This is a genomic window from Amycolatopsis jejuensis (genome assembly GCF_000717335.1).
Taxonomy (GTDB): domain Bacteria; phylum Actinomycetota; class Actinomycetes; order Mycobacteriales; family Pseudonocardiaceae; genus Amycolatopsis; species Amycolatopsis jejuensis.
Map to the genome: position 1 here is coordinate 143,198 of NZ_JNYZ01000006.1, position 23,719 is coordinate 166,916.

Here is a 23,719-nt window from a genome sequence, read left to right on the forward strand (position 1 = left end):
CGTGGACCCGTTGACGCTCGGGGTGATGTGGCGCGGCCTGGTCGCGCTCACCAACGACGCCGGGGTGGTACTGCGCCGCACGGCGTACTCGGAGGCGGTCCGCGAGGGCCGCGACTTTTCGGTCGGGCTGTTCGACCGGCGCGGCCGGATGATCGTGCAGGGCGACTTCAGCCCGGGGCACCTCGGCTCGATGCCGTCGGCCATCACGCATTTCCTGGAGTACTACGACGCAGGCGAGCTGCGCCCCGGGGATTGCCTGATCCTCAACGACCCGTGGATGGGATCCGGGCACCTGCCGGACTTCTTCATGCTCAGCCCGTGTTTCCTCGACGGCACCCTCGTCGGGTACGCGGTGAACTGCACGCACATGATCGACGTCGGCGGCGCGGCCCCCGGGTCGCAGCAGGTCGAAGGGATCAACGACCAGTTCCAGGAAGGGCTGCGGCTGTGGCCCACCCGGGTGTGGCGCGAGGGCGAGCCGAACAAGGAGGTCCTGCGGATCATCGAGGCGAACGTCCGCGTCCCGGACAAGCTGCTCGGTGACCTGATGGCCATGCGCAACTGCAACCGGATCGTGGAGCAGCGGCTGGCCGAGCTGATCGGCAAGTACGGGATCGAGCGCTACGACGAGGCGTGCGACGAGATCCTCGACCGGTCGGAGGCGGCGATGCGGGCCGCGATCGGCGAGATGCCGGACGGCACCTACCACGCGGTCGACTACTTCGACGACTACGGCCCGGGCACCGACCCGCTGCGAATCGAGGTCGCGGTCACCGTGGACGGCGGTGCGGTCACCATCGACTTCACCGGTTCCAGCCCGCAGACCCGCTCGGGCATCAATGCGGTGCTCACCTATGTCCGCGCATTCTGTTACTACACGGTCAAATGCATCACCAGCGGGGCATCCGTGCCGCAGAACGGCGGCTGCCTGCGGCCGATCACCTTTGTCGCGGAGCCGGGTTCGGTGGTCAACGCGCAGCCGCCGGCCGGGTCCGGCGCGCGGGCGATCATGCAGCAGCGGTTCGTCGACGTGCTGATGCTGGCGTTTTCCGAAGTGCTCCCGGACCGCGTCATCGCGGCCAGCTCGCACTGGGCCAACCCGAACCTCGGCGGGTCCGACCCGCGCACCGGACGCCGGTTCGTGCACTACGACATCGTCATCGGCGGGTTCGGCGGGCGGCCGGAGTCCGACGGGATGGAGGCCACGCCGAGCGCCTTCAACATCGACGGCATTCCGGTGGAGGTCAACGAAAACTCGTACCCGGTGCGGGTCGAACGGCTCGAGCTGATCCCCGATTCGGCAGGCGCCGGGCGCAACCGGGGCGGACACGGCATCCGCAAGGACGTCGCGATGCTGGGCGAGCACATGATGTTTTCCAACCTCACCGACCGCCAGCGGTTCGCACCGCCCGGGATTCTCGGCGGGGCGCCCGGTGCGGTCGGCAGGACGGTGCTCAACGCCGACGCGCCGGAGCCGGTCGTCCTCGCGTCCAAGGGCACGTATCAGCTCGACCACGGCGACGTCGTCAGCACGTGGCTCTCCGGCGGTGGTGGCTACGGTGACCCGCTGGATCGCGCAACCGAACGGGTGTCGGCCGACGTGGTCGCCGGGTTGCTGACCACCGCGAAGGCGGCGGAATCCTACGGGGTGGTCGTGGACGACGCTGGTGCCGTCGACGAGGCTGCGACGCGAGACCTGCGGGTCCGGCGCCGGGAGTCGGCGCGATGACCGTCGAGTTTTCCTTCAATGGCAAGAAGATGACCGCGGGCGAGGGGCAGTCGGTCGCCGGTGCTCTGCTGGCGTGCGGACAGGAGGAACTGAGCCGCAGCTCCAAGTACCGTCGGCCGCGCGGGGTCTACTGTGCACACGGGCACTGCCCGAACTGCCTGGTACGAGTGGACGGTGTGCCGCATGTCCGGTCGTGTCTGGTTCCCGCCGGGCCTGGCATGCGGGTGGAGACGGAAGGATCCGCGGGCAAGCGGTTCGATGTGTACCGGTCGCTCGGCGTCATCGGGAAGTTCTTCCCGGTGGGCTTCCAGTACCGCTGGTTCAAACGGCAGAACGCGGCGTGGCGGCTGTGGGAGAACCAGCTGCGCAAACTCGCCGCGGAGACCGAGATCCCGGCTCCGTTCGACATCCCCGCGGGCGAGCGGCTACGCGCCGACCTGCTGGTGGTCGGGGCCGGTCCCGCCGGGATCGCAGCGGCGGCCACGGCGGCGCGGAGCGGGCTGCGCGTTGTGCTGGCCGGACGGCGGCCTCGGCTGGGTGGTTCGGCGGCTCCTGCCGTCGCCAGTGCGGATCTGCTTCAGGCAACGGAGTTCGTGCGCAGCGCCGAGAACGTCACCGTGGTAGCGCCGGGAACGGTGGTCGCCGGGTTCGGCGACCAGTACGTGATCGACCGGGGCGACCGGGCGCTGGAGGTGACCGCCACGGCCAGCGTGCTGGCCACCGGGGCGTACGAGCGCGCGGTGGCTTTCCCCGGCAACGACCGGCCTGGGGTGCTGCTCACCAGCGGCCTGCATCGGCTGGTGTGCGAGGACGGGGTGCTCACCGGCGCGCGCGCCGTGCTGGTGGCCGAGGACGACACGGCGTACCGGCTGGCCGTCGATCTGCAGCGCGCCGGGCTGCGCATTCAGGCCATTGTGGACAGTCGGCCCGGCCCCGCGGTGGCCTTGCCGGAGGGGATCGAGGTGCTGACCGGCGCGCGCGTCACCGGGGTCCGCGGCCGTCGGCGGATCACCGGCGTGGCTATCGGCCAGCGGACCATCGCGTGCGATGTCGTCGGGATGAGCGGCGGGTGGCAGCGGGCCGACGAATTGCGGTACACGGTGACCAGCGTCGGCGACGCGGTGGTACACGGGGAGCGTGCGACCCGGATCGACCCGGCCGGATGGGAAAACGCGCCGCTGCCGGTGTTGCAAGGGGTCGGTGCGGTGGCCGGGACGATGGATGCGGACGCGGCCTTCACCGAGGGCTCGCTGGCGGGCGCTTGGGCCGCCGCGCAGCACACCGGGGGAGGAAACCATGGCTGACAAAACCGTGCTCTGCCTGTGTCTCGACATCACCGAGCAGGATCTCGACCGGGCGGTGGCGGAGGGGTTCACCGACGCCGAGACACTCAAGCGCTACACCGCGAGCTTCATGGGACCGTGCCAGGGAAAGTCCTGTATGGACACGATACTGGCGCGGCTGGCGGACAAGACCGGCGTCGACCCGGAGTCTCTGCGCCGCCCGACGCTGCGGCCCCCGGCGCATCCGATCCGGCTGGGGATCCTGGCCGGTCTGGGAGGTGCTGATGCCTCCTAGGATCCTTCCGGGCGCGAAACCGTTGCGCGACTGCGAGATCGCGATCATCGGCGGTGGGGTGCACGGCCTGTCGCTCGCGTACCACCTGGCGAAGTCCGGGCGCAAGAACATCGCGGTGTTCGAGCGGTCGTACCTCGGCGCGGGCGCGAGCGGACGCAATTTGTCGCTGATCCGCAGTTCCTGGCAGCAACGCGCGTGGGCGGAACTGGTGTGGTACTGCCGCCAGATCTGGAGCCGGATCTCGGTGGAGCTGGACTACAACGTCATGCTGACCGAGCGTGGTTCGTACCTGTGCATCCACAGTGAACAGTCGATCGCGGTCGCTCGCGAAGCGGTGGCTATGCAGAACTCGCTGGGCATTCCCACCCGGATCGTCAGCCGCGCGGAGCTCGCGAATGCCGTGCCACAGCTGGACACCGAGGGAATGCTCGGCGCCGTCCACGATCCGACGGCCTGCATCTCACGGCACGACGCGCTGGTGTGGGGTTACGCCCGGGCAGCCGCCCGCCTCGGGGTCGCGGTGCACACGGAAACCGCGGTGACCGGGATGCAGGTGATCGGCGGGAGGGTGAACCGGGTCGTGACCGATCGTGGGTCGGTCGCTGCCGGGATGGTGGTCGACTGCGCGGGTTCCGGCTCGGCGGAGGTCGCGGAGATGGCCGGGGTCACGCTCCCCATCCGGAAGCTGGCGCTGGAGATGTTCGTGACCGAGCCGTACCGGGCTTACCTCGATCCGATCGTCTCGGTGATCGAGGACCAGGCGTACCTCATGCAGACGTCCCGCGGGGAGTTCGTCGGCGGCGCCGAGCCCACCGGGCACGTCGGCACGCCGAGGCTGGCTACCAGCTACGCGGCGCTGCGGCAGTCGGCGGCAGTCCTCGCGCGGCTGTTTCCCGCACTGCGCGGGGTGAACATCCTGCGGTCGTGGGCCGGGCTGATCGACATGACGCCGGACGGCGCCGGGCTGGTCGGGGAGACCGAGGAACGCCCGGGGTTCTTCCTGGACTGCGGATGGGGCGGCGAGGGCTACATGGTGTCGGTCGGCACCGGACCGCTGCTCGCCGAGTACCTGAACACCGGGGTGCTGGACCGGCGCCTGAAACCGTTCCACTTCAGCCGGTTCGCCGCCGGGGAGCGGCTGGACGACGGGCTGCTCGTGGTGGACGCCGCGGGCGAGACCCGGGCTTGAGGGGGCACCATGTACCGGCACCTGATCGAGCGGACCGTGCGCATGCACGGCGACCGCCCCGCGGTGATCTGCGGCGGCGTCACGCGGACATACGCGGAGGTCCACGAACGGGCCAAACGGCTGGCGAACGCGCTCGCCGCGCGGGGCTGCCGTCCCGGGGACCGGATTGCGGTACTGCTGCACAACTGCCCGGAGTACCTCGAACTCGACCTGGCGCTGGCGTTGGCCGGGTACGTGCGGGTGTCGCTGAACGTCCGCGCTCCGGCCGGACAGCAGCTCACCGTCCTGTCCGACTCGGGTGCGACCGCGCTGATCTACGCCGAGAGATTTGCTGACGTGGCAGGGGAAATCCTGGCCGCCAACGACGTACGGGCGGTGTTGTGTCTCGGTGGTGGCGACAATGACTACGATGCCGCACTGGCGGCGGCGCCGGACGAGCCGCCTGCCGCCGATCCGGCGCCGGACTCGCTGTACTGCCTCTTCTACACCTCGGGTACGACCGGACGGCCGAAGGGCGTGATGCTCACCCACGCCGCGTATCTGGCGGTGGCGCACCATCTGCTGCTGGAGTTCGGGCCGGTGCACGCGGGGGACAAGATCGTGCTCACCCAGCCGCTCAGCCACGGCGGCGGATTCTTCCTGCTGCCCTGGTTCCTGAGCGGCGCGACCTGCATCGTGATGGAGCGGTTCGATCCGGCCGGTTGCCTCGAACTGACCGCCCGGCACGGCGCGCAGACCCTCAAGGTGGTGCCGACGATGCTGCTGCAGATGCTGTCCGCCGGGGTCAGCGCACCCGACCTGCCTGCACTGAAGAAGATCATCTACGGTGCGTCCCCGATGCCCGCGCAGCAGCTCGGCGACCTGATGGACACGTTCGGCGGAGTCTTCGCCCAGCTGTACGGCCAGGCCGAAGCGCCGATGTGCATCACCGTGCTCGACGAACGGGACCATCTCGCGGGTGGCCGGTTGCTGTCGTCGGCCGGACGGCCGTGGCGCGGCGCCGAGGTGCGGGTGGTCGACCCGGCGGGCCGGGACGTCGCGCCCGGGGAACCCGGTGAGGTGATCGTGCGCGGACCGCACCTGATGGCCGGGTACTGGAAGCAGCCGGAGCTCACCGCCCAGGTGCTGCGGAACGGCTACCTGCACACCCGCGACCTGGCCGAAACGGACGACCGCGGGTACGTCTACCTGCTCGGGCGCACTGACGAAATGATCATCAGCGGCGGGTTCAACATCGCGCCGCGCGTCGTCGAGGACGTGCTCAACCGGCATCCGGCGATTCTGGATTCGGCCGTCATCGGCGTGCCGCACGACACGCTCGGCCAGGAGGTGGCCGCGTTCGTGAGCCTGCGCCCCGGGCGGGACGCGACCGCCGAGGAGATCATCGCCTACGCGAAAACCGAGCTGGGGTACCAGAAACCCCGCCGGATCGAGTTCCGGGCCACGCTGCCGCGCAACGCCTACGGCAAGGTCTCGCGGCCGGAGCTGGTGCCCGGCCAGGACAACCGAGGAGAACTGTCCGATGTCTGAAAAGGTCCCCGAGATCGCCCCGTACAAACGGGGGTTCGCCTGTGTGGACGGGGAGTTCGTGCCCGCCGCCACCGCCTCCGTTTCCATCTTCGACCACAGTTTCCTCTACGGTGACGGGGTGTTCGAGTCGATCGTGTGCCGCGGCGGCCGGTTGTTCGCGTTGCGCCCGCACCTCGACCGGCTCTGGGCGTCCTGCCAGTACCTGCAGATCACGCCGCCGTACGACCAGGAGCAGATCGCCGGGTTCATCACGGAACTGTTGCGGCGCAACGAGCTTTCCGAAGGTTACGTCCGGGTGGTGATCAGCAGGGGCGAGGGGTATCCGGTGTCCGACCCGCGGAAGGCGGTCAACCCCACGCTGGTCATCTCCGTCCAGGGCGCGCCTGCGGTGGTCCGGCCGCCCGAGGTCGGGGTGAAGCTGGCGATCGCGTCCACCCGGCGGACCCCGGCGATCTGCCTCGAACCGCGGGTTAAGTCGAACAACTACCTCAACCACATCGTCGCGAAACTCGAGGCGATCGCCGCGGGCGCCGACGACGCGATCCTGCTCGACCTCGACGGGAACGTCGCGGAGCTGCCGGTGGCGAACATCTTCGCCAGGCACGGGGACGTCCTGTCCACGCCGCCGTCGAACGGGATCCTCGCGGGGATCACCCGGGCGACCGTGCTGCGGCTGATCGCCGAGGGCGCCACCGGGCCGGAGCTGACGGTCGTCCAGCGGGTGATGGCCGCCTACGATCTCTTCACCGCGGAAGAGGTCTTCATCGTGGGCACCGGGACCGGGGTCACGTTCGTCGAGACGATCGACGGTCGGCAGATCGGCGACGGCACTGCCGGGCCGGTGACCAAACGGCTGAGGGACGCGTACACCGAACTGCTGCGGCGAGGCGAGCTCGAGCCGCAGCTGGCCAGCGAAGGAGCGTAGCCATGACCGATGATCTGCGGTACCCGGAACTGCGGGGCAAGAACGTACTGGTGACCGGCGGCTCGCGGGGAATCGGCGAGGCGACCGTCCGGGACTTCGCCGCGGTGGGGGCGAACGTCTTCTTCAACTACCGCGCTAGCTCCTCGCGGTCTGACGAGCTGGTCGCCGAACTCGGCAAGGAGCACGCGGCGGCCACCCAGGCCGACCTCGCGGACCTGTCTGATGTCGAGCGGCTGTGGGAGGAGGCGGTGTCGTGGAAGGGCGGCATCGACGTGGTCGTCCACAATGCGTCGGTGCGCGAGCCCATCCCGCTGGACGCGCCCACTTCCGAGTGGGATGAGCATTGGCTGTCGGCGCTGCGGGTCAACCTGGTGGCGCCTGCGCACCTGTCGCGGTTCGCGATCAAGCATTTCCTCGGCCGGGGCTGCCAGGGGGTCATCATCGGGCTGACCGGCCGGATCGCGGTACGCGGCGACTACCCGGAGTACCTGCAGGACGGTGCCGCCAAAGGTGGGCTGAACTCGATGCTGCGCGGGATCGCCAGCGGTTTCGCGAAGAACGACATTCTCACGTATCTGATTTCGGGCGGGATCATCGAAACCGACCAGGCACGCTCGCAATTCGACGCCCAGGGCGGCCGGGAACGGTATATGGCGGAGATCCCGATGGGGGAGTTCGGGACGGTGCAGGACATTTCGGAGCTGATCCTGTTCCTGTCGACCGGCCGGGCCCGCTACTCCACCGGGTCCACCATCGATGCCACCGGCGCCTCTTTCCTGCACTAGCCTGTTTCCCGAGAGGGGCCGAGATGCCTTCTGCCGTCCCGGAATTCGCGTACCGCCGGCCGTCCACCATGGCCGAGCTGCTGGGTGCCATGGCCGAACCGGGAGCGTACGCACTGGCCGGGGGGACCGACCTGGTCCCGCTGCGCGCTTCCGGGGCCATCACTCCCTTGGCGCTGGTCGACGTCAAACACGTCGCCGAACTCCAGGGAGTCATGGCCGGCCATGACGGGATCCGGGTCGGCGCAGCGACTACGCTGGCATCGCTCGTCGGTTTGCCGGATGCAATCCTGGACGGAGCACAGATCGTAGGCGCCGCGCAAACCCGCTCCCGCGCCACCCTGGGCGGCAACCTCTGCCGATCCTCCCCGGCGGGCGACACCCTGTGCGGCCTGCTGGTCCTGGACGCGGTAGCCGAACTCCGGTCATCGGAGGGCACCCGGCACGTCCCGGTCCGGGAGTTCTTCACCGGCCCGGGCCGTAATGTCGCCACGCCTTCCGAAGTACTGGTTGCCCTCCGGCTTCCCGCGGCGCCAGGCGGCTCGGCCTACCGGCGGTTCACCTACCGCCGGGCAATGGATCTTGCCGTCGTGGGGGTCGCGGCTTCGCTGTCCATTGTGGACGGTACGTGCACCTCGGCGGCGATCGCCCTCGGGGCTGCGGCACCCACCCCGCTACTGGCCCCTTCGGCGGCCGAGGTTCTGGTCGGCACGGGTTGCACTGACGAAGACCTCTCTGCCGCGTCCGAATGCGCCGTGGCGGCAGCTTCCCCGATCGACGATGTACGGGGCACGAGGGCGTATCGGTTGCGGGTGCTGCGTTCGCTTACCCGTGAGGTCTTGGGGCTTGCCCGATCGCGGGCGCTGGGTCACTGCCGGGCCCCGATGCAGTCTCCACGGGAGCTTTCCGGCAAATAGCTCATGCGGTAAGAAGATGGCATCCCCTCCTGCAATTCAAGGCGTCGCGGTCACGATCCGCCGAATACGGCCACCTTGGTGCGCGCTCGCGCGGTTGTTGTCGCGGCTGCCTTGCGGCGGGTTCTGTGACCCCGACCAGGGCCGGGGAAGCGGTGCCGACGCACTTCAAAGTGCCTTTTGCAAGCTCCCCCTTACTCACTCATGATGGTGTTACGCACTACTAGTGAGGTGGGCAAGATGGGTGAGCGAACATCACGGCCCGAGGGGCCGCAGGTCGTCGTCGAGATGTGGGCTGACCTGGGCTGTCCCTGGTGCTACGTCGGAAAGCACCGGCTCCAGGAGGCGATCGAGCAGCGTCCGGATGCGGAGCGGTTCCGGGTCGTCATGCGGTCGTTCCAGCTGGACCCGGATGCGCCGCACGAGCCGGAAGAGAACGAGAAGAGCTTCATCCGTACCCACGGCGGCACCGCGGCCGACGTCTTCCGGGCCGAGCGTCAGATGCAGGCCCTCGCCCGCCGGGAGGGGCTCGAGTATTCGCTGAATCGCCTGAACGCCAACACTTTCGACCTGCACCGCGTGGTCCAGTACGCCAACGACCACGGCCTGGGGTTCGCGTTCTTCTCCACCGTCCAGGACGGCTTTTTCGCCGGCACCCTCAACCCGCACGAGCCGGATGCCCTCGCCGGTGTCGCGGAGGCGGTCGGGCTGGACGGGCGGCGGGTCCGTGAAATCGTCGCGGGCGGCGAGTACGGCGACCGCGTGCGCGCCGACCGCGCCGAGGGCATCGAGCTGGGTGCGACCGGGGTCCCGTTCGTCGTACTCGACCGGCGGGTGGCCGCTCCCGGTGCCCAGAAGGTGTCGGTCTACAGCCGTCTGTTGCAGCAGGTGGCCGAGGGGGCGGTGGCATGAGCCGGCGCGAGATCGTGGCGGGGTGCGATCCGGCTACCGGCACGTGCTCCATCGACGCCGGCGAAAGCGGCGCCGGCAGTTCAGCCCGCCGGCGCACTGACCGAGGTCTTGCCGCGGCCGACTCCGGTCCGTTCGCTGGCGGCCCGGTTGCCGGCGATCTCACCGTGGTGCGCGGCGGCCCAGCCGGCCATGGCCGTGACCGCGCCCAGCAAGGACCGTCCCAGGTCGGTGAGCTCGTACTCCACTCGCGGCGGGACCTCGGGGTACGCGGTCCGCGTGATGAGCCCGTCCCGCTCGAGGTGCTTGAGGGTCTGGGTCAGCATCCGCTGGGAGATGCCCGGGATGCTCGCCTGCAGGTCGGAGTAGCGCAGCGGGCCGGTGCGCAAGGTGGCGACGACGAGCACCGTCCACTTGTCCCCGATGCGGTCGAGCACCTCGCGGATGAAGGCGCTGTCCTGCGGCCAAGCCTGGCACGGACCACTGATCTGTCGAGCTGACGCCATCCTGCTCACCTCCTGTCTGGTGGGTAACAGCACTACCAGTATGTAACACCTCCGGTCATACCGAAAGGGAATTCCGCCATGTCGTACCTGCTTCGCATCGACTCCTCCGCGCTCGGCGAGGTCTCGGTCTCGCGCCAAGTCGCCCAGTCGTTCCTCGACGGCTGGGACGGCAAGGTCGTCCACCGCGATCTCGCCGCCGAACCCGTCCCGCACCTCAGCGCTGCCGGCATCACGGCCCGCGACCTCGATCCCGTCGAGTACACGGCCGAGCAGGCTGCGGCAGCCGCAGTGCAGGACGAGCTCATCGACGAATTCCTCGGCGCCAGCGCCTATCTGTTCACGGTTCCGATGTACAACCTGTCGATGCCGTCGGTGTTCAAGGCCTGGCTCGACCAGATCCTCGTCGCCGGTCGCACCTTCCGGCCGTCCCCGGCAGCCGGCCGTCCGGCGGTGCTGGTCTCCGCCCGCGGCGGCAGTTACGGCCCCGGCGCACCCCGGCACGGTTTCGACTACGTCGTGCCCACCCTCGAAGCCGTGCTCGGGCAAGAGGAACTGCTGGGGCTCGATGTCGCGACGGTGGTCCCGGAGCTCACGATGGCCCCGGACGTGCCCGCTCTCGCCGAACTCGTCCCGCTGCACAAGGCATCCATGGCCGACGCGCACGACCGCGCCCGCCGCCTCGCAGCGACGATTGCCGCCGCGTGAGAAAAAGCACGTCGCCGCCGTGTCGGCATTTGCCGACACGGCGGTCCTCCCGTATCGTTCGAGATGAGGCTGACCAGCGCGAACGCCGGTAAGCGGGGCTGCCGGGGGAGCGCGATGACGGAGTCCTTCACGTTGCTGAGGCGGCACGAGGTGTTTCGTTCGCGCGATCCCGATCAGTTTCGCGAGCAAGTGGCCCGGATCTTCTGCCCGCACGACCTCGTGCTGTATGGCCGAGGTGCCCGCCTGAACGCTTACCTGCGGTCGAAGCGGCTGCGCAACTTGGCGATCAATCTGGTCGCGTACGGCGGCGACGTCCTGATCGATCCCGGCCGGCTCGACGACTTCTTCGTGGTCATGATGCCGTTGTCGGGGAATGCCCACGTCCGGTCCGGTACCGAGGAAATCGACTCCGGCCCGGGCCTGGCGGCAGTTCCGCATCCCGACCGGCCGTTGCGCATGCGGTGGACGGCCGACTGCGTGCAGCTGATCATCCGGATCGATCGCGCCGCCCTCGAAGCGCGCCTGCGCGACGAACTCGGGTATCCGCTGAACGACGGGTCCCTGGCTTTCCGGCTGGGGATGGACATGACGGCCGGCCTGACGGCGAGCTGGCGGCGGATGTCCCTGATGCTGGCGTCCGAACTGGACAACGAGGAGAACCTCGTCGACCGCGACGAACTGGTCGGGTCATGGGAAGACATGCTGATGGCGAGTCTCCTGTCGGCGCAGCAGCACAACTACAGTGCGGCGCCCGGGAAGCGCGTGTTTCCCGCGGCGAAGCCCGAGGTGAACGCTGCCATCCGCCTGATCAAGGACAGCCCCGGAGAAGACTGGTCGGTCAAGCGACTCGCCCGGATGGTGGACGTCGGCCCGCGAATGCTCCAGCAAGGGTTGCAGGCGATCGGCACGACCTTCACGGACGAGCTGCGCAGGGCGAGACTGCAGCGGATACACGATGCGCTGCACGCGGCCGCACCCGGCACGACCACGGTGTCGAAAGTGTTCGCGCAGAACGGGATCAAGCATCACAGCCGCGGCGCGAAGCAGTACCGCGGCCTGTTCGGCGAGCTGCCCTCCGAGACGCTGCGCAGCTGAGTACGCAATCGGGATCGCTCTGCGCGCAGAACGGTCAGACGGGCGTCGGCACCACCGCTAATTTGAGTACCATGCAGTCCGCGCCGCAGCGGAACGCGCCTCTGGGATCGAAGGGGACCAGATGTCCGTACCGGCTTCGCATGGCAACGCGCCGGCCAAGGTCGTCGCTCGCTGGCTGATCGATTACCTCCAGTCGGGCGAGCTGCACCCGGGGGACCGGCTGCCGCCGGAGCGGCGGCTCTCGGAGATCCTCGGCGTCCACCGGGCGAAGGTGCGCGACGCGATCAATCCGCTCGAAGTGCTGGGGTTGCTGGACCGGCGGGTGGGTGACGGCACCTATTTCGTGAGCACGACTTCGGATCTGCTGCCCGAAACCGTCGCGTGGGGCGCCCTGCTGGCCCGGCACGACATCGCCCAGATGCTCGAGATGCGCCGCCCGGTCTCGGTGGAAATCGCCGGACTGGCGGCGGAACGGCGGTCGCCCGAACAACTGAGGCGGCTGCGCGAAATGTGCGGCACGATGTCCGGCGCAGCGGGGGATCCGGACCGGTTCGCCCGGGCCGGCGCGGCATTCCACCGCCAGATCGCCGAAGCAAGCGGAAACGCGATGCTCGCGGGCACCGTCGTCACCCTCCAGACACTGCTGCTCACGGAGATCGCCCGTGCGGAGGACCCTGGCCAGGCAATGGCCGATTACGCGCTGCTGGTGAACGCCATCGCGGCCTCCGACGCTGTCGCGGCGCGCGAGGCGATGGAGGCACACATCGAGCGCGTTGCGGGCAATATCCGCGCGCTGGACGCGGGCGACTGACCTGCCCCGGCCGAACAAGGCTGACTCGCCGTGCGCCGACGTCACCCGTGCTGGTCGCCGGTCGTAAGCAGTGCCGCGCGCAGATGGGCGGGGATCGGCGACGGACGCCCGGTCTCGCCGAGATGGACGTCTCCCCAGCGGCCCGTCGACGCGACTGCGCCGCGGCTGAAGATCGTGAAGTCGTAGTGGATCGAGGACGTGCCGACGCGGTTGACCGTGATGTGCATCGTGACCGGGTCCTCGTAGAGCGCCGGTCGCAGGTGCTGCGTTTCGAAGTGGACGCGGATGATCCGGTGTTCGAGCTCGCTCGCGCCGATCGACCGGAGCAAGGCGAACTCGCACTCCTCGGCGAGCAGCACGCACGCGGTCGTGCTGAGCATTCCGCGCATGTTGACCTGGTGGGGAAGCAGCCTGCGCTCCACGGTGAAGCTGCGCTACTGGCGTGAACGCGCGAAATCCGGGGACGGCGTGCGGGCGTCGGTGGTGCACACGACCTCGGTCGCCGGTTTCGCCGGAAACTACGGACAGGCCGCGTACAGTGCGGCAAAGGCAGCGGTACTAGGGCTTTCCCGGGTTGTCTCGCTGGAAGGCGCGGCGTACGGCGTCCGGTCGAACGCGATCTCCCCCTCCGCGTCGACCCGCATGGGCGGGGAACAGGAACTGCCCGGCCTCCGCCCGTCCGCGGTGTCGCCGCTGGTGTCGTGGCTGGCGACCGAGAACTGCCCGGCCGACGGCCAGATCTTCCACTGCATGAACGGGCGGCTGGCCGTGGTATCGGCCCCGCGGGCGGTGGAGGTGTTCACTTCGGCGGAGCCGTGGACCCTGGCTCAGCTGGATACATTGCTGCGTCCGGCGTTACTGAGCCCACCGGCGATCACGGAGTTCCTGGGGGAGGAGTTCGGCTGAGGAGTGCCTGCGCGGCGATGGTGATCCGCTGGCCGGGACGGGACCGGGATGGTCGATGGCGACCACCCCGCGGCACCGGGAGGTCTGGGGTTTTCCCGGTCACCGGCGGGAGAACCTGGGGCACGGGCAACCCGGCCGGGGTGCGCTGACCGCTCGGGCGGGGAAGAGGTAGTGCGATGGCGCTGATGAGGGGTCCGGGAGGCGACACTGCCGAGATCACCGGGAAGCCGGGCGCACGAGGTACCCGGGGGCGCGATCCGGCTGGCCGGGGCATGACCGGCGCAACCGCGGCGCTTTTCCCCGGCATGGCGGCTGCGGAGTTCGGCGACCTCGGCCGGTTCCTGGTGCTCGATCGTTACGTCCGCCGCTGGCTGCGGGCCGCCGACGACGCGCTGGGTGCGCCGTTGCTGCCCGCCTTCCGCGCCGAATCCGCCGAATCCGCCGAATCCGCCGACTACGGCCCCTTTTCGCAGGTGGCCTTTCTCGTGAGCTCGCTCGCACTGGCCGAGCGGGCCGAGTCCGAGTACGGGATGAGGCCGGACGTGTGTGTCGGGCCCAGCCTCGGCCAGCGTGCTGCGGCAGTCTATTCGGGCGCCGTCGGCTTCGCCGAGGCGGTGCGGCTGACCGTCGGCTGGGCTCGCTGCGAGGAGGAGTACTTCGCGGCCGAACCGGACGATTTCGTGACCCAGTGCTTCGTCCGGGTTCCGCCGGACGCACTGCTGGAAGTGCTCGCGGATCTCGACAAACGCGGGGAGTGGGCGGAGGTCTCGGCCGAGCTGGGCAACGGAACCGTGATGGTGTCGATGTGCGAGGCAGTCCTCGGCGACGTGGTTTCGGCGGTTCGCCGCAGCGGCGGCTACGTCATGCAGGCCATGCGCCCGGCCGTGCATGCCCGGCGCTTCACCGCCCTGCGGGAGAAGGCGGCTGCCGTCCTCGACGGGTACCCGGTGGCCGATCCGGAGGTGCCGATCGTCGCCGACCAGGACGGCCGGGTCGTCCGCACTGCGGACGGGGTGCGCACCCTGCTTCTCGACGGCTTCGATCGTCCGGTGGACTGGCCCGCCGCGGTCACCGGGCTGGCCGGGCTGGGGGTCGGAACCGTATACGTCACCGGTCCGGACCACTTGTTCCACCGGCTGGATGCGACGAGGTCGCTCGGTGAAATCGTCGCGGTCACCCCGGAAACGGTGAGCCGGCAGGCGGGGTGGCGGCCGGACCGGCGCAAGGCAGAGGTGTGACCAGTGGGAAAGGTGCGGGAAATGGGCAGAGGACAACGATTCACCCGTCGCGTGGCCCCGCTCGAGCGATGGTTTCTCGGTTTCCCCCAGACGTTTTCCCCGGTGCAGAACCTGGTGATCGAAGGGACCGGGCAGCTCGGCCCCGACGAGCTCCGGCAGGCGGTCGCGGCAGCGGGCGAGGTCTGTCCTGGCTCCCGGCTCGTCCGCCGCGGAAGCCGGTGGGCCGACCGGCAAACACCGCCGCCGGTCCGGTCCGCGCGGGGAATGCCGTTGTGCCGTACGGCGCTCACCGTCCCGCTGCCTCGGGCCGGCGCGTACTGCGAGGTCGTCGTCTTCGAAGATGCGGTGGTCTTTCGCGCCTCGCACGCGGTGATGGACGCCCGCGGCGTCAAAATCTGGGCTGATCAAGTGTTTCGCGCGCTTCGCGGCGAACAGCTGACCCTCCGCGAGTCCGAACGCACTGTGCTCGACCTCGACGAGCCCCTTCTCGACACTGCCGTGGCCGGAGGCCGCCGTCTCGCCCGGCCGTCGTTGCTCGCGATTCCGCGGGGGGCCCGGCCCGGGGAATGGCAGTGGGCGCGCCGGACCATCGACGGCACCTATCCGGCGGTCGTGGCAAGGCTCGCCACCGAATTCGCGCGCCTGTCCGGCCGGGAGGTCGCACCGGTGAGCATCCCGCTGGACCTGCGGGGGTTCCACCCGGACCTGGACTCGACGTCGAACCTCGCGGTCACCGTCGCGATCGACATCCCGGCCGGGCAGGGCTGGCCGGAAACCCACCAGCAGCTGCTTCGGGTGCTCGCCGAACGCCGCGGGACGGTATACGCGCCCGGTCCCGAGATCTTCCGGGCGCCGCTGGCCTACCTGCGCGCGATCGTCCGGGGGCTGGACCGCCGCGCCCGGGCCGACGAGCGCTTCTCCACCGTCGCGACCGTGAGCAACGTGGGCCGGATCGACGCGGCGAGCTTCGGTACTCCCGGCTTCGAACCCACCGCGGTCTACCTGCTGGGCGCACGGGATCCAGCCAGCCCGCCCGGCGTCGGCATCGTCGAATGCGACGGGCGCACCGAAATCACGCTGCCGTGGTGGCCGGGCGCGCACGACGAGCCCGAACAGCTGCTCGACCGCCTCCACGAGGCGCTTTCCCCGGCTGCGCACCGCAAGCACAGCACCTTGGCGGCCAAGGCCCCGGAAGCGCCCGGCACGGTACCGGCGGACCGGGGGGTCGTCGAGCAGTTCCGCGGCCAGGTGCGAGCACACCCGGACGCACTCGCGATCAGCGGCCCTTCCGGCGACCTCACCTACGCCGAGCTCGACCACCGTGCGCGAACCGTCGCGGCGGCGCTGATCGAGCGCGGGGTCGGCAAGGACGACGTCGTCGGGCTTTTCGCCGATCGCTCGAGCGAGGCGGTCGCCGGGGCATGGGGGGTCCTGATGGCAGGCGCAGCGTATCTGCCGATGGACACGAAACATCCGGATGAGCGCATCCGGGGCCTGCTGGCGGACGCGCGTTCGCCGCTGTGCCTGATCGGGAAATCCCACCGGGACCGCGCGTGCCTGCCGGACGGCTGCGCCAGGGTGGTTCTCGAAGACCTGCCCCGCGCCGGGGAACCGGCGGTGCCGCCGAGGTACCCGGAGCCCTCCGATCTCGCGTACGTGGTCTACACCTCCGGCTCGACCGGCAAGCCGAAAGGGGTCGAGATCGAGCACCGCAGCCTGAGCAACTATGCGAGCTGGGCCACCCGCGAACACGGCATCGGCCCCGGTACCCGGCTGCCGCTGCTGTGCTCGCTTTCCTTCGACGTGGCCGAGATTTCTCTGATCCTCCCGTTCCTCACCGGGGGCACCCTGCTTCTGATGCGGGACGAGCTCAGCCATGTCAGCCTCCAGGAGATGTTCGACGCCGGAGCGACCGCGCTCGCACTGACCCCGTCGCATCTGGACCTGATCACCCGGCTCGGGCTGCGGCCGGGCGGCGTGCGCACGCTGATGGTCATCGGGGAGCAGTTCACCCGCTCGGTCGCGCTGCGCGCGCAGGAGATGTTCGGCCCGGAATGCCGGATTTTCAACCTGTACGGACCGGCCGAGGCGACGATCGGGGTCAGCCATCACGTTTTCGACGCCGCTGCCGATGCCGGCGCGAGCGTCCCGATCGGGCTTCCGCTCGACGGCGTCACGATGTACGTGCTCGACGCCGAACGCCGGTTCGCCGCGCCGGGGGAGACCGGCGAGCTCTACCTCGGCGGGCGGCAGCTGGCGCGCGGCTACCGGGGCCGCACCGACCTCACCCGCGAGCGGTTCGTCCATCTCGCCGACGGCACCCGGGCCTACCGCACCGGCGACATCGTGCGCCGGCTGCCGTCCGGTGAGCTGGAGTTCTGCGGACGGGCCGACGACCAGGTCAAGGTGCACGGCCACCGGATCGAGCCGGCCGAGATCGCGCACACGCTGGAAACGCATCCTTCGGTGGCGGCCGCGGTGGTCGTCCCGCGAGCGCGGCCGGGCGGGGACAAGGCGCTGTACGGCTACGTCGTCGCGGCGCCCGGCACGTCCGCAGGGCCGTCCGGGGAACTGGAAACACATCTGCGGCGCACCCTGCCGGAATACCTGATTCCCGCCGCCATCGTCGAGGTCGCGGAGATCCCGCGGACGATCAACGGCAAGGTCGAGGTCGCGGCTTTGCCGGACCCGGCGGGGGGTGCACCGCGCGAAACCGGTGGCGTGGTGCCGCTCGACGAGACCGAGTCCGCGGTTTCGCGCATCTGGGCCGAGGTGCTGCAGGTCGAGTCCGGCCGTGTCACCCGCGACGCCGACTTCCACGAACTCGGCGGGGATTCGCTGAGCCTGATCGCGATGGTCGCCGAAGTGACTCGCGCCGTGGTCGGGCCTGCCGGAGAAGCGGCGCTGACGGTCCAGCTGCCGGACATCATCCGGCGGCCGACGGTGGCGCACGTCGCCGAGCTGGCCCTGATGGCCCTGACGGTTCAGGTGGCCCAGGTACCCGGGTGAGCCGACGCGGCGGGAAGAATCTACGGAAACCCTCAAATGCCGGTGAAACCATTGCGGAATCGACCGTCCGGTCCGTACGGTCCACCGCGGGAATCCGGAAGGGAGCGGGCCCGACATGAACGCCGAGGATGGTGGCCGGACGACGGCGGACCCGCCGGGTCCGGACCGGGCCGGTGCCGCGAGGTCTCCGATGCTGGCCGGACTTCGGTGCGCCGGTCGGTGATCACCTCGGCCGGCGCAGCGGAAAGGCCGTTGCGCGGCCCGGAATCCGGGTATCGAGCCGCCCCGTCCGCGACCCTGGGGGCAGGGTGCGGCGGGGTTCTCCCGAGTGAAGCACGGACAGGAAGCTGAGCAGAGTGGCCCCCTCGATCACCGGCCCCGGAGGCGACCGCGGGCGGCCCGCCTGCCGGTGCCGGGCGGCCCCGGCGATCGAGCTGGCCGGCCGCGACTGGGAAATGCGGCTGCTGGTCGGCCGGGCGCACGAGGCTGCGCTCGGCGAAGGCCAGGCCGTGCTCGTCCGCGGGCCGGCCGGGATCGGCAAGACCCGCATGGTCTCCGCCGTGCTGGACGAACTGGACGGAATCGCCCGCGCGGTGCTTGCCGTCCGGTGCCCGCCGGGCGGCTCGCGGCCGTTCGAAGCGGTGCGCGGGCTGCTCGAACCGCTTGTGCAGAGCGAAGAAGCGGCCGGCCGGTACCAGCCGGGCGGTATCGGCCCGCAGGTGCTGCCCGGGTTGCCGGACGGCGCAGGCGGCTCGGATCCGGGTACCGCGGACGGCTACGCGGTGATGCACGGGTTGCTGAGGCTGGCGGCCGGGTACGCCGCCGAAGGACTGCTCGCCCTCGTGGTCGACGATGTCCAGTGGGGTGACGAAGCCTCCTTGCGCTGGCTCGGTTTCGTGCTGCGGCGTGCGGAGAACCTGCGCCTGCTGGTGATCATGATCCAGCGGACCGGGCCGGGGGAGCCCGACCCCGGCGCGCTGGGCGAAATCGGCGAATCGTCCCGCTGCCTCACGGTCGATCTCGGTCCACTGCCGGTCGAAGCCGTGGCCGACGTGCTGGAATCCGGCTTCGGCGTGGCACCGGCCCCGGCGTTCGCGGCCAAGTGCGCGGAAGTGACCGGGGGCGATCCGCATCTGCTCGCCGAGATCATCGAGAAGCTCCGCGGCGAGGTCGTGCCGGACGCCCGGTCGGCCGGGGTGGTGGAAGCGGCGGGGCACCGGGTCGTCGCGCTGTCGGTACTGGACCGGCTGCCGGGAGACGCGCTCGCGGTCGCCAGGGCGATTGCCGTGCTGGGCCGTGAAGAGCTGGAGACGATCACGACGCTGGCCGCGGTCCGGCTCAGCGTCGCCACCGCGGCGGTACGCACGTTGCGCGGCAACGGTTTGCTGAAGCCGGACCGGCTGGAGTACCGGCACGATCCGGTTCGCGCCGCCGTCCTCGACGCGGTGCCCCCGGCCGCGCTCACGGTGCTCCGGGTCCGGGCGGCGACGTTGCTCAACGACAGCGGGCGCCCGGCCGAGACCGTCGCGATCCAGCTGACCCGGATCGAGCCGCTGTCCCGGACGTGGATGGTGAACGTCCTGCGGGAAGCCGCTGCGGATGCCGAGCGGCGCGGTGCGCCGTCGGCCGCGGCCCGCTACCTGGTGCACGCGCTGACGGCGGACGGGGATTCGGCCGCCATCCTGACCCACCTCGGCCGGGTGCTCGGCCAGACCGATCCCCGATCGGCGCTGCGGTACCTGGAACGGGCGTACGGACTGGTGCCGGACGCGGCGGGGCGAGTGCCGATCGTCGTCCAGCATCTGCTGATCTCCCTGGCGTCGGGGAGTGCTCGCCGGGGATTCGGGCTGGCCGCCCAGGTGCTCGACGCGCTGCACGCCGAGCGACCGCCGGAACCGGCCGCGACCGGCCGGGCACTGCGGATGCTCGACACGATGCTGCTGATCTCGGGCATGGGCGAGGGGACCACCGGCGCGGACGGGCATTTCCCGGCGGTCCCGCTGCCCGGCGGCGACGCCGGCGAGGATCGCCAGCTGCTGGCGGCGGCCGCCGCCCTCGGTGCCTTGCAGGGCCGCCCCCGGCCGGAGGTCGTCGCGCAGGCGGCGGAGGTACTCCGCGCCGGGACCGCGACCGCCGGCGGGTGGACGGTGATGGGCGCGGTGTTCCCGCTCTATCTCGCCGACCGGATCGATCCTGCGCTGGCGGCGGTGACCGAGCTGCTCGACAACGCAGAGCGGTGCGGCGAGGCTTTCCTTTGCGCACTGGCGGCGAGCGCACGGGCCCACATCCGGCTCTTCACCGGCGATCTCGCCGAGGCGCTTTCCGACGCCCGGCTGGCGTTCGCCCTCGGCGCGAAGGGACAGGGCGTGCCGCGGGCCTTCCGGCATGCCGCCCTCGCCTCCGTTCTCGTCCACTACGATCAGCCGGTTCGTGCCGGGCAGGTGCTGGACGGCATGAACGGGCCCGCGCCGGACCAGACGTTCCTGGGGCATCACTCGTACCTGATGGCCCGTGCGTACTCCCTGCGCGCACTGGGCGACGAGGAGGGGGCTCTCGCCGTCCTGCGCCGGTGCGGGGACAGCATGGCGGATGCGGGTTTCCACAATCCGCTGGCGGCCCCTTGGTGGTCCGACGCCGTGGAGATCCTCGCCGGCGTCGGCCGGACCGGTGCGGGCAGGGAGCTGCTCGAGCCGGTGGAACCGCATGCCGAGCGCTGGGGTACCGCGCGTTCGATCGGGATGGTCCGCGTGGCCCGCGGCCTGCTGACGCCGGGCGACGCGGGGATCGCGTTGCTGGAGGAGGCCGCGGAGCGGTTGTCGGGGTCCCCGGCCAGGCTGGAATCGGCGCGGGCCGAGTATCTGCTGGGGCGCCGGCTGCTGCAGCAGGGGGACAGCGAGCGAGCACGGGAACGCTTGCGGCGGGCGATTTCCCTGTCGGTGCGCAGCGGGGACAAATACCGGCTGCGACTGTCGGTGCAGGCGCTGGCCGCAGCCGGCGGACGGCTGCGCAGCGGGACGGCGTCGCCTGCCGATGCGTTGAGCCAGGGCGAGCAGCGGGTGGCCCAGCGCGCGGCGGAGGGCTTGACGAACCGGGAGATCGCCGAATCGCTGTTCCTCACCCTGCGGACGGTGGAACTGCATCTGACGAGCGTCTACCGCAAGCTCGGTATCAAAGGCCGCAGTGAACTGATGAGCGTTCTGGGCACAAACGAGCGCAATCCGGAGAACTGACCGCGATCGCTGCCGGTGAGGCAGGCCCGGGTCACCGGGCACGGAGCTGCACTCACCCGGGTGGAGGGGACCCGGCCGGGTGATCTTGCAGAAAATTTGCCCGTAGTTGTAACCTTGGGCGCAGGTTCCGATCTGAAGAGTAACCGGACGTGGACATCGGGAGGGTATCGTGCCATCCCTCCGGTCAAGTCCAGGAGGCACAAAGCTTGCGGAGCGTGACGTCGAAGTCGCCCTGCTGGACGATCTGGTCGAAGGGCTCCGAAACGGTCGATCTGCTCGTTTGAGCATTTTCGGCGAGCCCGGGGTCGGGCGCACCGCGCTGCTGCAGCGCCTTCTCGGGGCAGCGCGCGCGGCGGGGATGTGCGCCGCATACTCCCGCTGCTCGCCGTTCGACGCCGACATTCCCTACGCCGCGGCATTGCCGCTGAGCGCGGCGCTGCACCCGCCGGGCCGGTTCGCCGATCTGGTGGCGGCCTGCTGCACGGCGGACCGCGATGCGGCACTGAGCGAGATGTCCGGGGCGTTCGCGGAACTGACCGAGGGCGCCCCGCTGGTGCTGGCGATCGACGACCTCCAATGGGCGGACTCCTGGTCGCTGCGCTGGTTCGACCGGCTGGCCCGGCGGGCACACGGGTACCCGGTGCTGCTGGCGACGGCCGCGTACGGACCGGCCGGCCGGGATCGCGGCGGCGACTGTCCGGTGCACTGGCCGGAAATCCGGGTCGCGCCGCTGGGCACGGCCGCCACCACGCGGATGCTGCACGAGGCGTTCGGTACGGACACCGGTGCGGATTTCGCCGCGGCGGCCGCGGGCGTCACGCGCGGCCATCCAGCCGTCGTGCACGAGGTGGCGGACCGGTTCGCGGAGGCCGGGCTGCCGGCGGACGCCGAGCGGATTCCGGACTTGACCGGCATCGCCCGCTCGGTGTGGTCCGAGCGGGCGGCCCGCATGCTGTGCGGGTTGCCCGCGGGGCCGCTCGAGCTGCTGCGCGTGCTGGCGATGGGCGGGGCCGAACGTGGCTTCGGGATGGCCGGCTCGCTCGTGGATCCGGGCACCGATCTGCAGGCGGCGCTGGAGCAGCTGGTCGTGGCCGGGCTGGCCACCGGGCTCCCCGCGCCGCGGCTGGCCGGTCCGTACGAGGCTGCCGACGTGCTGGGGGCGATGCCTGCCGCCGAACGCGAGGAGCTGTTCTTCCGGGCTGCCGTGCTCGAGCACCGCGCCGGGGCCTCGTCCGGCCGGTTGGCGGATCTGTTGTGTGGCACCGGACTCGTGGGACAGCCGTGGGCAGGCCGGGCGCTGATCGAATCCGCCGCCGAGCGGGCGCGGCAGGGGAACGCCACGGGGGCGGCCGAGGCGTTGCGGCGGGCACTGGCCGAGCCGATGAGCGCGGCCGAGCGGGAAGCGGCGTTGCTCGAGCTGGCCCGGATCGAGGTCGCGTACGCACCGGAGATCAGTGACATCTGCCTCCAGCTGGTCCTGCACGAGTCGCCGTGCTCGCCCGCGGCGGTCACCGCGGCCGATCTGCTGCTCGGCCGCGGTGCCGATGCTGCGTGCGCGACGGCGCTGATGCCGGGCGGTGCCGAGCGGGCGCCACGAGGCAGGCGGGCGGCGATGATCGCGCTCGGCAGGCTCGCGCAGGAGGAAGCGGCTGCGGAATCGGATGTCCCGGTCGCGCCGCCGGTCCCGCCGGTCGGTCCGGCGCAGGCCGGGGTGCTGGCCTGGCAGCTGGCGGCCCGTGCGGCCGACCGGGAGCGGGTCCGCGGGCTGGCGGCGGCCGCGCTCTCCGCGCGCCACGACATTCCGCTGATGGTCAGGCTGGCGGCTTGCCGGGCCCTGCTGTGCTGCCACGACCTCGACGAGGCGGTGGCCGGGCTGGACGCGCTGCTCGCCGACGCCCGGCGCGCGGCGGCGGGAGTGGTGGCCGCACAAGCGTTGCTCTACCGGGCACTGACCGCGTTCCGGGCCGGCCTGCCCGAGGCGGCGGCGGACGATCTTGCCGCGGCCACCGCGGAACTTCCGCTGCGGTCATGGCATCCGACGCTCATCCCGCACCTGGTGGCCGGACGGCTCGGCGCCGAAGTCCGGCTCGGCAGGCTCGACCGGGCAGGGGAGATCGCGGCCGAACCGCTTCCGCCGGGTGCCGATGCCGGCGTCGCCTGGGCCTTTCTGTTGGCGGCGCAAGGTGAAGTACGGCTGGCCGCGGGCGATCCGGCAGGTGCTCTCGGGCCGCTGCGCGAGTGCGGGCGGATCCTGCGTTCGCGGCACTGGCACAATCCGATGCTCACGCCCTGGCGCACGCTGGCCGGAATTTCGCTCCGCTTGCTCGGGGACCGGTCCGCGGCCGAGGCGCTCTTCACCGAGGAATCGGCGCTTGCCTCCCGCTGGGGTACCGGCCTTGTCGTGCAGGCGTTCCGCGACCAGGTCACGGCGCGCGTCGGCGGGGCCGGTGCAGGTAGCGAAGCCCGATGCAGGCCGGCAACCCTGTCGGCGGCCGAACGCGACGCGGCGGAACTCGCCGCCCGCGGGATGGCCAACCGCGAGATCGCGGCGGAGCTGTCGATCGCGGTGCGCACGGTGGAGATGCGGCTGACCAAGGTCTACCGCAAGCTCGGGGTCGGCGGACGGGCAGAGCTGGCCGGCGCGTGGCAGGCCGAGGCGTGAC

General features: G+C 70.8%; 19 protein-coding genes. 17 read left to right on the forward strand and 2 right to left on the reverse strand.

Annotated elements, in window-relative coordinates:
* Position 1: 1 nt before the first annotated feature.
* From OO71_RS09420 to OO71_RS09460, 9 genes are all read left to right on the forward strand, one after another.
* Positions 2-1,729 carry a hydantoinase B/oxoprolinase family protein gene (locus OO71_RS09420; RefSeq protein WP_051791371.1) on the forward strand — a complete coding sequence of 576 codons (1,728 nt, stop codon included), beginning with the start codon at positions 2-4 and terminating at the stop codon, positions 1,727-1,729.
* Positions 1,726-3,033, forward strand: coding sequence for a (2Fe-2S)-binding protein (locus tag OO71_RS09425; protein WP_033289299.1), 1,308 nt, complete (start codon positions 1,726-1,728; stop codon positions 3,031-3,033). The genes OO71_RS09420 and OO71_RS09425 overlap by 4 nt, the downstream gene beginning before the upstream one ends.
* Complete coding sequence (locus OO71_RS09430; protein WP_033289300.1) at positions 3,026-3,307, forward strand: (2Fe-2S)-binding protein; 282 nt, start codon at positions 3,026-3,028, stop codon at positions 3,305-3,307. Before OO71_RS09425 ends, OO71_RS09430 begins: the two co-directional genes overlap by 8 nt.
* Complete coding sequence (locus tag OO71_RS09435; RefSeq protein WP_084144826.1) at positions 3,297-4,496, forward strand: NAD(P)/FAD-dependent oxidoreductase; 1,200 nt, start codon at positions 3,297-3,299, stop codon at positions 4,494-4,496. The genes OO71_RS09430 and OO71_RS09435 overlap by 11 nt, the downstream gene beginning before the upstream one ends.
* Positions 4,497-4,505: 9 nt before the next feature.
* Positions 4,506-6,026, forward strand: a complete 1,521-nt coding sequence (locus OO71_RS09440) for a class I adenylate-forming enzyme family protein (protein WP_051791372.1) — start codon at positions 4,506-4,508, stop codon at positions 6,024-6,026.
* Positions 6,019-6,951 (forward strand): aminotransferase class IV, encoded by a 933-nt coding sequence (locus OO71_RS09445; RefSeq protein WP_051791373.1) that lies wholly within the window; start codon positions 6,019-6,021, stop codon positions 6,949-6,951. The genes OO71_RS09440 and OO71_RS09445 overlap by 8 nt, the downstream gene beginning before the upstream one ends.
* Before the next feature lie 2 nt (positions 6,952-6,953).
* On the forward strand, positions 6,954-7,736 hold the full coding sequence (locus OO71_RS09450; RefSeq protein ID WP_033289302.1) for an SDR family NAD(P)-dependent oxidoreductase: 783 nt from the start codon (positions 6,954-6,956) through the stop codon (positions 7,734-7,736).
* A 23-nt stretch (positions 7,737-7,759) separates the two neighbouring features.
* On the forward strand, positions 7,760-8,650 hold the full coding sequence (locus tag OO71_RS09455; RefSeq protein WP_051791374.1) for an FAD binding domain-containing protein: 891 nt from the start codon (positions 7,760-7,762) through the stop codon (positions 8,648-8,650).
* A 237-nt stretch (positions 8,651-8,887) separates the two neighbouring features.
* A complete protein-coding gene (locus OO71_RS09460; protein WP_033289303.1) occupies positions 8,888-9,559 on the forward strand; it encodes a DsbA family oxidoreductase in 672 nt (223 codons plus the stop codon).
* A gap of 80 nt (positions 9,560-9,639) precedes the next feature.
* Here the strand turns inward: OO71_RS09460 and OO71_RS09465 are convergent, their stop codons facing one another.
* Positions 9,640-10,062: a winged helix-turn-helix transcriptional regulator gene (locus OO71_RS09465; protein ID WP_033289304.1), complete on the reverse strand. Its 423-nt coding sequence runs from the start codon at positions 10,060-10,062 to the stop codon at positions 9,640-9,642.
* 78 nt (positions 10,063-10,140) lie between these two features.
* Between OO71_RS09465 and OO71_RS09470 the strand changes: the two genes are divergently transcribed.
* The 3 genes from OO71_RS09470 to OO71_RS09480 all read left to right on the forward strand — a co-directional run bounded on the left by OO71_RS09470 (position 10,141) and on the right by OO71_RS09480 (position 12,673).
* The gene (locus OO71_RS09470; RefSeq protein ID WP_033289305.1) at positions 10,141-10,767 is read left to right on the forward strand and encodes an FMN-dependent NADH-azoreductase; all 627 of its coding nucleotides are present in this window, start codon (positions 10,141-10,143) and stop codon (positions 10,765-10,767) included.
* Positions 10,768-10,881: 114 nt separating this feature from the next.
* Positions 10,882-11,862: an AraC family transcriptional regulator gene (locus OO71_RS09475; RefSeq protein ID WP_051791375.1), complete on the forward strand. Its 981-nt coding sequence runs from the start codon at positions 10,882-10,884 to the stop codon at positions 11,860-11,862.
* A 121-nt stretch (positions 11,863-11,983) separates the two neighbouring features.
* Complete coding sequence (locus tag OO71_RS09480) at positions 11,984-12,673, forward strand: FadR/GntR family transcriptional regulator (RefSeq protein ID WP_051791376.1); 690 nt, start codon at positions 11,984-11,986, stop codon at positions 12,671-12,673.
* A 41-nt stretch (positions 12,674-12,714) separates the two neighbouring features.
* Here the strand turns inward: OO71_RS09480 and OO71_RS47225 are convergent, their stop codons facing one another.
* On the reverse strand, positions 12,715-13,053 hold the full coding sequence (locus OO71_RS47225) for an acyl-CoA thioesterase (protein ID WP_162186054.1): 339 nt from the start codon (positions 13,051-13,053) through the stop codon (positions 12,715-12,717).
* Positions 13,054-13,060: 7 nt separating this feature from the next.
* Here OO71_RS47225 and OO71_RS47230 point away from each other — a divergent pair, with 7 nt between their 5' ends.
* The 5 genes from OO71_RS47230 to OO71_RS09510 all read left to right on the forward strand — a co-directional run bounded on the left by OO71_RS47230 (position 13,061) and on the right by OO71_RS09510 (position 23,718).
* Positions 13,061-13,579, forward strand: coding sequence for an SDR family NAD(P)-dependent oxidoreductase (locus OO71_RS47230; RefSeq protein ID WP_162186055.1), 519 nt, complete (start codon positions 13,061-13,063; stop codon positions 13,577-13,579).
* Between the two features lie 272 nt (positions 13,580-13,851).
* Positions 13,852-14,817, forward strand: coding sequence for an acyltransferase domain-containing protein (locus tag OO71_RS09495; protein WP_033289414.1), 966 nt, complete (start codon positions 13,852-13,854; stop codon positions 14,815-14,817).
* Between the two features lie 21 nt (positions 14,818-14,838).
* Positions 14,839-17,826: an amino acid adenylation domain-containing protein gene (locus OO71_RS09500; protein ID WP_033289306.1), complete on the forward strand. Its 2,988-nt coding sequence runs from the start codon at positions 14,839-14,841 to the stop codon at positions 17,824-17,826.
* 356 nt (positions 17,827-18,182) lie between these two features.
* Positions 18,183-21,056 (forward strand): ATP-binding protein, encoded by a 2,874-nt coding sequence (locus OO71_RS09505; RefSeq protein ID WP_245633611.1) that lies wholly within the window; start codon positions 18,183-18,185, stop codon positions 21,054-21,056.
* Between the two features lie 169 nt (positions 21,057-21,225).
* Complete coding sequence (locus tag OO71_RS09510) at positions 21,226-23,718, forward strand: helix-turn-helix transcriptional regulator (RefSeq protein ID WP_084144829.1); 2,493 nt, start codon at positions 21,226-21,228, stop codon at positions 23,716-23,718.
* Position 23,719 lies beyond the last annotated feature (1 nt).